This window comes from Nitrospirota bacterium (assembly GCA_020846775.1).
Classification (GTDB): domain Bacteria; phylum Nitrospirota; class 9FT-COMBO-42-15; order HDB-SIOI813; family HDB-SIOI813; genus RBG-16-43-11.
In genome coordinates this window covers 1-6,436 of the sequence record JADLDG010000068.1, presented here as the reverse complement: position 1 = coordinate 6,436, position 6,436 = coordinate 1, and the positions used below count along the sequence as shown (strand labels likewise).

The following is a 6,436-nucleotide window of genomic DNA, read 5'->3' as shown; positions in this document are numbered from 1 at the left end:
GACATTCAGAGATTCCATCACCTGATTCGCAAGGGTGGTCTTCCCAACCTGTCTCGGACCTGCAAGTACCTGCATAAAGCGGCGCGGTTCATTAAGGCGTGAAAGGAGGGTGTTGAAAATTGGACGTTTATACATAAAATTACAAATTACTCAGGCTTTTGAGTAAATTTACTCAAAACTATGAAACCTGTCAAGGGATAAATTGACAATATCACGTACTCCAGGGATAGCAAGACCTCATAAATCGAGATCTAACGGCTTGACAGAAAACCTTACCATTGATAATTATTTTTTGCTTATTGAGAATGAAGGCTCTTTCAGCATAATTTTATTGAGTAGATGGTCAATAATCAGTATAATCTATAGAACATGACGATGGGGGGAAAAGAGATGAATGCACTTGAAAAAACAGTCCTCGATAAATTTAAATCATTGCTTTTGAAACAAGTCAGTTTATATAAATTGATCTTGTTTGGCTCAAGGGCAAGAGGGGATGCAGGAGCATACTCTGACATGGATGTTATTGTCATTCTGGATGATACCACCAAAAAAAAAGGCTTTGATTATGTAAGCGACTGTGCATGGGAGGCAGGATTTGAACACGGTATTGTAATAGTTCCTGTTGTCTTCACTAAAAATGAGTGGGAAGAAAGTCCTGAGCGTTACTCTTTGCTCGCCAAGGCGGTTGAAACGGAGGGGATCCTTCTGTGAAGGATGAAGATATTTCCACTCTTATTAAATACAGGTTGGAACAGGCACAGACTGTTATTGAAGATGCAAAATTTCTTCTTGGGGGGAGGCCGTAGTCCGCAAAGTGTCGTGAACCGGGCTTATTACGCAATGTTTTATGCTGCACTTGCCCTGTTGCAAGAAATTGGTAAGATCCCATCGAAGCATGCAGGTGTAATAAGCATTTTTGACACCGAGTTTGTTCTTAAAGGAACCTTCCCAAAGGAACTTTCAAAAGATTTTCATAAGGCATTTGAAATGCGCCAAGTCTCGGATTATAAAACCTATACACCTATTTCGAAAGAAAAGACACAAGAGACATTAAATAATGCGGTTAGCTTTGTTGAGGAAGTGAAAAAGTATTTTGCTGAGCCTGCAAAATAACTATTAAATAATTTCTTATCCCTGCCTGTTTACACTATCAAAGCCACAGCCCTAGGCGTAAGGTCATTACCATCAAGCGGCGGCAAGTACATGGCCTCAACGTGATAAACCGGCTGCCCGGGGATCCTCCAATCCTATGTACCATTTGCAATCTCAGTAGTCTCCACCGCCCTGTAGATACATGAATTATCCGGAACAGATTTATTTAATGGAATAAAATGTCTGAAACCGGGAGAGTGTACGATCATCGCATCAATAGAGGTGGGCAATTCGACAGGGACAATCCTGATACCGATCTGCCTTTTAAGAATGCTGGAATCAATTGTTATTGTCCGGAAAAGATCTATAGAATAAATAGGACTGTTGATATAGAATGACACGAAGCTCATAGAAAAAAACAGAGGACATTAATCAATGTCAATGTTTACAAATGATAATTACTATGCTCTGTCTTATGGCATTTATGAAGCCTTGCTCGATGAAGGGTTGCGAGATGCGCTCTTACGACACCCAGAGCTTCGATCTGTTTTCGCTAAGATTGATCCTGAAGAGCAACCTTCCCGCTATGCAGCCTTTGTTGCCAGGGTTATTGAAAAATCTTTGCAGCAGGAAACCGATCCAAATGAACGACTCAACCTCTGTAATCACCTAATCGATCTTCTTTCCGGTACCAGCGAAAAAGCTTATCTCCAAAAACACAAACTTGTGCCCGGAGAAACATCAGTGCTGTCAGAAATAACACCTCCACATTATGCTCAGCAAGGAATGCCTCGTCCTGCAACACCAATAGCTGAGAGCAGTCTGTTTACTGGATCTCCTCATGAACCACAGCTCCTTCAAGACCTACAGGCTGAGATGCGATCAGCTGATGCAGTAGATATGTTAATTTCTTTTATCAAGTGGTCCGGCCTGCGCCTCCTTATGCCAGCTTTGGAGGATCTTCGTATCCGCAACGTCCCTGTGAGGGTAATCACGACCTCATATATGGGTGCTTCTGACTCTCCTGCCGTTGAATGGCTTGCTAAAATGCCAAATATCAAAGTTAGAGTATCATATGATACCGACAGAACCCGTCTTCATGCAAAAGCATATCACTTCCAACGCAACTCCGGGTTTTCAACAGCGTATATTGGATCGGCCAATATGTCCCATGCTGCAATGACAAGCGGGCTCGAGTGGAATCTTAAGGTAACGGCTCAAGACATGCCGCATATTCTTGAGAAATTTTCTGCAGAGTTCGAGACATATTGGAACAGCCGGGAGTTTCTTCCTTTCCATCCTGACGATCCTCTACCTTTTCGCGAGGCAATACAACATGCACGCACAAAGACACCCCTACCTACTGCGTTTTTCGATCTACGTCCTCATCCCTTCCAGGAACGTATACTCGATGCCCTTCAGGCAGAACGAACCGTTCACGGTCAAAGGAGGAATCTCGTAATCGCTGCAACGGGCACCGGTAAAACTGTTGTTGCTGCATTTGATTTTCGGCGATTTTTTGAGACACAAAACAGGCAGGCCCGCTTACTATTTGTCGCTCACCGGAGGGAGATATTAGAACAAGCAGTTGTAACCTTCAGAAATGTATTGCGTATAGCCGATTTTGGTGAACTACTTGTTGGTCCTTACGAGGCAACGCGCATGGAGCATCTATTCTGTTCTGTGAATATGCTGAGTTCCCGCCGACTATGGGAGCAAGCAGGTACTGATTTTTATGACTACATCGTCATTGATGAGGTTCACCACGGCCCCTCAGACAGTTATCGTGCTATTTTCGATTATCTCACACCCCAGATCCTTCTTGGCCTTACTGCAACACCCGAGCGTATGGATGGGAAAAGTGTTATTGCTGACTTCGGTAACCGTTATGCGGCAGAGATACGATTGCCTGAGGCACTTGATGAAAAACTACTCTGTCCCTTTCACTACTTTGGCGTTGCTGATCCAGTGGCTCTAACTGCCGAAACATTCTGGAAAAATGGTAAATATGATATCCATGAACTGGAGAACGTTTATACCGGAGCACATGTCCTGGCTCTGCAACGTCTTGATGCTATAGTGGATGCTCTATTGCGTTTTGAGCCTGACCTGTCACGTGTGAAAGGCATAGGTTTTTGCGTGTCGGTCCACCATGCAGAGTATATGACGAGTATGTTTAATGAACGAGGGATAGCGTCGGATGTGCTCGTAGGTGAGACTATAGATGATAAGAGAACCTCTTTATTAAAAGATTTTCGAGACGGTAAACTTACCTTTCTTTTTACCCGGGATGTGCTTAATGAAGGCCTCGATGTGCCTGATGTAAATACAGTCCTCTTCTTACGCCCCACGGAGAGCCTAACCGTGTTTCTTCAACAGCTGGGCCGTGGCCTGCGTCATGCACCGGATAAGGATTGTCTTACCGTAATCGATTTTGTAGGACAGGCGCATCGCCGTTACCGGATTGATAGTAAATTAAAAGCCCTGCTGCCTAAGACCCGTTATTCCGTAGATCGTGAAATAGAACTTGATTTTCCACACCTGCCGTCGGGATGTTCTATACAGCTTGATCGTATTGCGCGGGAGTACGTCCTCACTAATATCAGGGATAATTTGCGTAACCTGTCCGTCCAAATACCGGAACGGCTCCAGACTTTTGAGAGCGAGGCCAATCAGCCGTTGACCTTCAATAATTTCGTGCGCTATCATGATTACGAACCTGAGACTCTCCTCGTTAAAGAAACATGGTCAGATTGGAAAGCAAAGGCACATCTCATTGAGCCACCGAGTGATCCTGATAAAGTCAGACTGGGAAGCGCTCTCGTAAGGGCTGCTTCAATAACGGGTCCACTGGAAATCAAAGCATTACGCCAGGCAGTAAACAGACTTCGGTTGAATGATATCGAGGGAGCCTTAGAGGAAGCCTCTGGCATTGCTCTCCCCATTCATTACCGATTGTGGAACAAGCCAGGCAAAGCTTTGGAGTTACCAACCCTGCATGAGTCTTTCTTGAGGCTCTCCAGAAATCAGTCATTTCTTAATGACATTGAAGAAGTTCTTGAATGGGCAGAGGCAGAAACACGCGTCGGTGGGGTAACACCGGAATTGCCTTTCCCTTGCTCTCTGGAACTTCATGCTCAGTATGGCAATTCATACATCAAGGCGGCGCTGGGGATGGCAACCCTTGAATCGGCCGGGCCAACCGGGGTGGGGGTCTTACACTTCAGGGACATCAAGGCGTATGCATTGCTTATCACCTTCCAAAAAACGGAACGGGAGTTCTCACCGAGTACCATGTATGCCGATTATCCCCTCAGCCGGGAACTCCTGCACTGGGAATCTCAGTCAAGCACAACTCAGGCCAGCGACACGGGACAAAACCTGATTCATCACAGGGAACGTGGCTACTCGATCCTGATCTTTGTCCGCTCTGCGAAGAAAAGAAATAACATAACGATTCCCTTCATATACCTTGGTCCTGCCGATCGGGTCAGTTACGAGGGTGAACGTCCCATCAAGATAATCTGGCGGCCTCATCACCAGTTGCCGGCTGAGATATTTGAGGAAAACCGACGAGGTGGATAATGCCCTGCCATTTCATCTAATCCGCAAAACACATTTTCCTCAGAAATGAATAAAAGTATAATTGTAAAGCTCTCAACATTTATTTATCCTCCCAACGTGGATAGTTAAATTATGGACAAATAAGACAGCACATATTTTCTGGTTACTTATTTAAGGAGTGATGACTGAAGATTGGAGCACATTAAGTGAAATTTTGGGTGGGGGTTACAGATAACTCATGGTTTAATTTCTTATCAAAACTAAAACCTGATGAAGTGAACTTCTGGCAACCAGGTGGAAATGTCACTTTCGGAACTTTAAAACCCGGAGAGCCGTTTCTTTTTAAATTACATAGCCCCTAAACTATATTGTTGGAGGAGAATTTTTTTGTCAGTCATTCCTTCCTGCCACTGTCCTTATCCTGGGAAGCTTTTGAAAAGAAAAACGGTGCAATAGACTTCGAAAGCTTTCGTTCAAAAATTATTCATTTTAGAGGACGCTCTGAACCTGATCCCATGATTGGATGTATCATATTGACTGAGCCATTCTTTTTCCCAAAAAATGAATGGATTCCCATACCTAAAAACTGGTCCCCTAACATTGTTCGTGGGAAAACATATGATACTGATGAAGAAACAGGAAATACTTTATGGTCTATGGTTCACGATAGGCTTGTAAAAAGTAAGGAATTAGTTGAAATATGTGCGAATAATACAGAAAGAGTATCTGGGGGGGTTGTACTTTATGGATCTGAATTCTTAACACGTGCCCGAATAGGACAAGGAGCCTTTAGGGTGCTGGTAACGGACGCATATGAAAGAAGGTGCGCTATAAGCGGAGAACGCACCCTTCCTGTTTTAGAATCGGCGCACATAAAACCATATTCACTATCCGGACCCCATAGTGTGAATAACGGAATTTTATTACGTTCAGATTTACATAAGTTGTTTGATTTAGGTTATTTAACTATAACTAATGATTATCATGTAGAAGTCAGTAAAAGGATAAAAGAAGAACATAATAGCGGAAGAGAATACTATGCCTTACATGGCAAACATCTGATCAATCTTCCCATGAACGATTCAGACAGCCCGGCAATAAAATTCATTGAGTGGCATAATGAGAATATTTATGTGCCATAACTGCATTTTATTTTGTAGCGACTTTTACCAGATCACCCTTTATTCGGGACACGGGGCCGGTTGGGGCTATGGGGAAGAGTATGTGGATGAGGAAATAAAAAAGGTCATTGATGCCAATATCCGGATGTATGATTTTGCAATAGAGTCTATAATAACTCCACAAGATTTAGGTGAGTTCTTAACGATTGCTTACGAGGCTTATGAGGCATACTGAAGATTACTCCGATGACAATCCGCAGTGCGTCCTCAGTCGCGTCGAATAATTCACCGCAATTATCCCACCCTCTCCGCGAGCCAAATTTTGATCAGCGATTGGTAAGGTACATCCCTCTTATTGGCTTCTATCTTGATCCGCTCAAGAAGTGCGGCCGGCAGCCTGATGGAAATAGCCTGTGTGGAAGACTTCAGATTGGGTAAGCGGGCCTCTACAGCTTTTGACCAGTCCAGATATTCGGTCGAGTCATGAGTCTCCCAGAATTTCCGTTCTGCTTTCTCAGATTTAAATTTAGGGATGGGTTTAAGTTTTGGTTTCATAGGATTTTCTCTCCTTGTAATGCATATCCCGGGCGGATATCACCCGGATTTTAGTGCCTTCAGATCTCAGAGTGAACGTTATGTGCAGAAGTCTTCCATCACTG

6 protein-coding genes and 1 pseudogene are annotated in these 6,436 nt (G+C 43.8%); 5 read left to right on the top strand and 2 right to left on the bottom strand.

The features are described from left to right. The first annotated feature begins 390 nt into the window (after positions 1 to 390). Both IT392_09375 and IT392_09370 read left to right on the top strand, forming a co-directional pair. Positions 391 to 711: a nucleotidyltransferase domain-containing protein gene (locus IT392_09375; GenBank protein MCC6544696.1), complete on the top strand. Its 321-nt coding sequence runs from the start codon at positions 391 to 393 to the stop codon at positions 709 to 711. 3 nt (positions 712 to 714) lie between these two features. Continuing rightward, on the top strand, positions 715 to 1,113 hold the full coding sequence (locus IT392_09370; protein MCC6544695.1) for a HEPN domain-containing protein: 399 nt from the start codon (positions 715 to 717) through the stop codon (positions 1,111 to 1,113). Positions 1,114 to 1,247: 134 nt separating this feature from the next. Here IT392_09370 and IT392_09365 read toward each other — a convergent pair whose 3' ends face one another. Beyond that, positions 1,248 to 1,493 (bottom strand): hypothetical protein, encoded by a 246-nt coding sequence (locus IT392_09365; protein ID MCC6544694.1) that lies wholly within the window; start codon positions 1,491 to 1,493, stop codon positions 1,248 to 1,250. A 40-nt stretch (positions 1,494 to 1,533) separates the two neighbouring features. On the opposite strand from IT392_09365, the gene IT392_09360 reads away from it, so the two are divergent. The 3 genes and pseudogenes from IT392_09360 to IT392_09350 all read left to right on the top strand — a co-directional run bounded on the left by IT392_09360 (position 1,534) and on the right by IT392_09350 (position 6,012). After that, the gene (locus tag IT392_09360; protein ID MCC6544693.1) at positions 1,534 to 4,677 is read left to right on the top strand and encodes a DUF3427 domain-containing protein; all 3,144 of its coding nucleotides are present in this window, start codon (positions 1,534 to 1,536) and stop codon (positions 4,675 to 4,677) included. A 185-nt stretch (positions 4,678 to 4,862) separates the two neighbouring features. Further along, positions 4,863 to 5,798: pseudogene (locus IT392_09355) on the top strand (HNH endonuclease). Next, entirely contained in the window at positions 5,788 to 6,012 is a 225-nt protein-coding gene (locus IT392_09350) for a hypothetical protein (GenBank protein MCC6544692.1), read from the top strand. Before IT392_09355 ends, IT392_09350 begins: the two are co-directional and overlap by 11 nt. Before the next feature lie 59 nt (positions 6,013 to 6,071). Here the strand turns inward: IT392_09350 and IT392_09345 are convergent, their stop codons facing one another. Then, positions 6,072 to 6,332 carry a BrnA antitoxin family protein gene (locus IT392_09345; GenBank protein ID MCC6544691.1) on the bottom strand — a complete coding sequence of 87 codons (261 nt, stop codon included), beginning with the start codon at positions 6,330 to 6,332 and terminating at the stop codon, positions 6,072 to 6,074. Positions 6,333 to 6,436 lie beyond the last annotated feature (104 nt).

Coding starts and splice junctions, on each gene's coding strand:
- IT392_09350 (MCC6544692.1), top strand. CDS start 5,788: ATGTGCCATAACTGCATTTTATTTTGTAGCGACTTTTACCAGATCACC.
- IT392_09360 (MCC6544693.1), top strand. CDS start 1,534: ATGTTTACAAATGATAATTACTATGCTCTGTCTTATGGCATTTATGAA.
- IT392_09370 (MCC6544695.1), top strand. CDS start 715: ATGAAGATATTTCCACTCTTATTAAATACAGGTTGGAACAGGCACAGA.
- IT392_09345 (MCC6544691.1), bottom strand. CDS start 6,332: ATGAAACCAAAACTTAAACCCATCCCTAAATTTAAATCTGAGAAAGCA.
- IT392_09375 (MCC6544696.1), top strand. CDS start 391: ATGAATGCACTTGAAAAAACAGTCCTCGATAAATTTAAATCATTGCTT.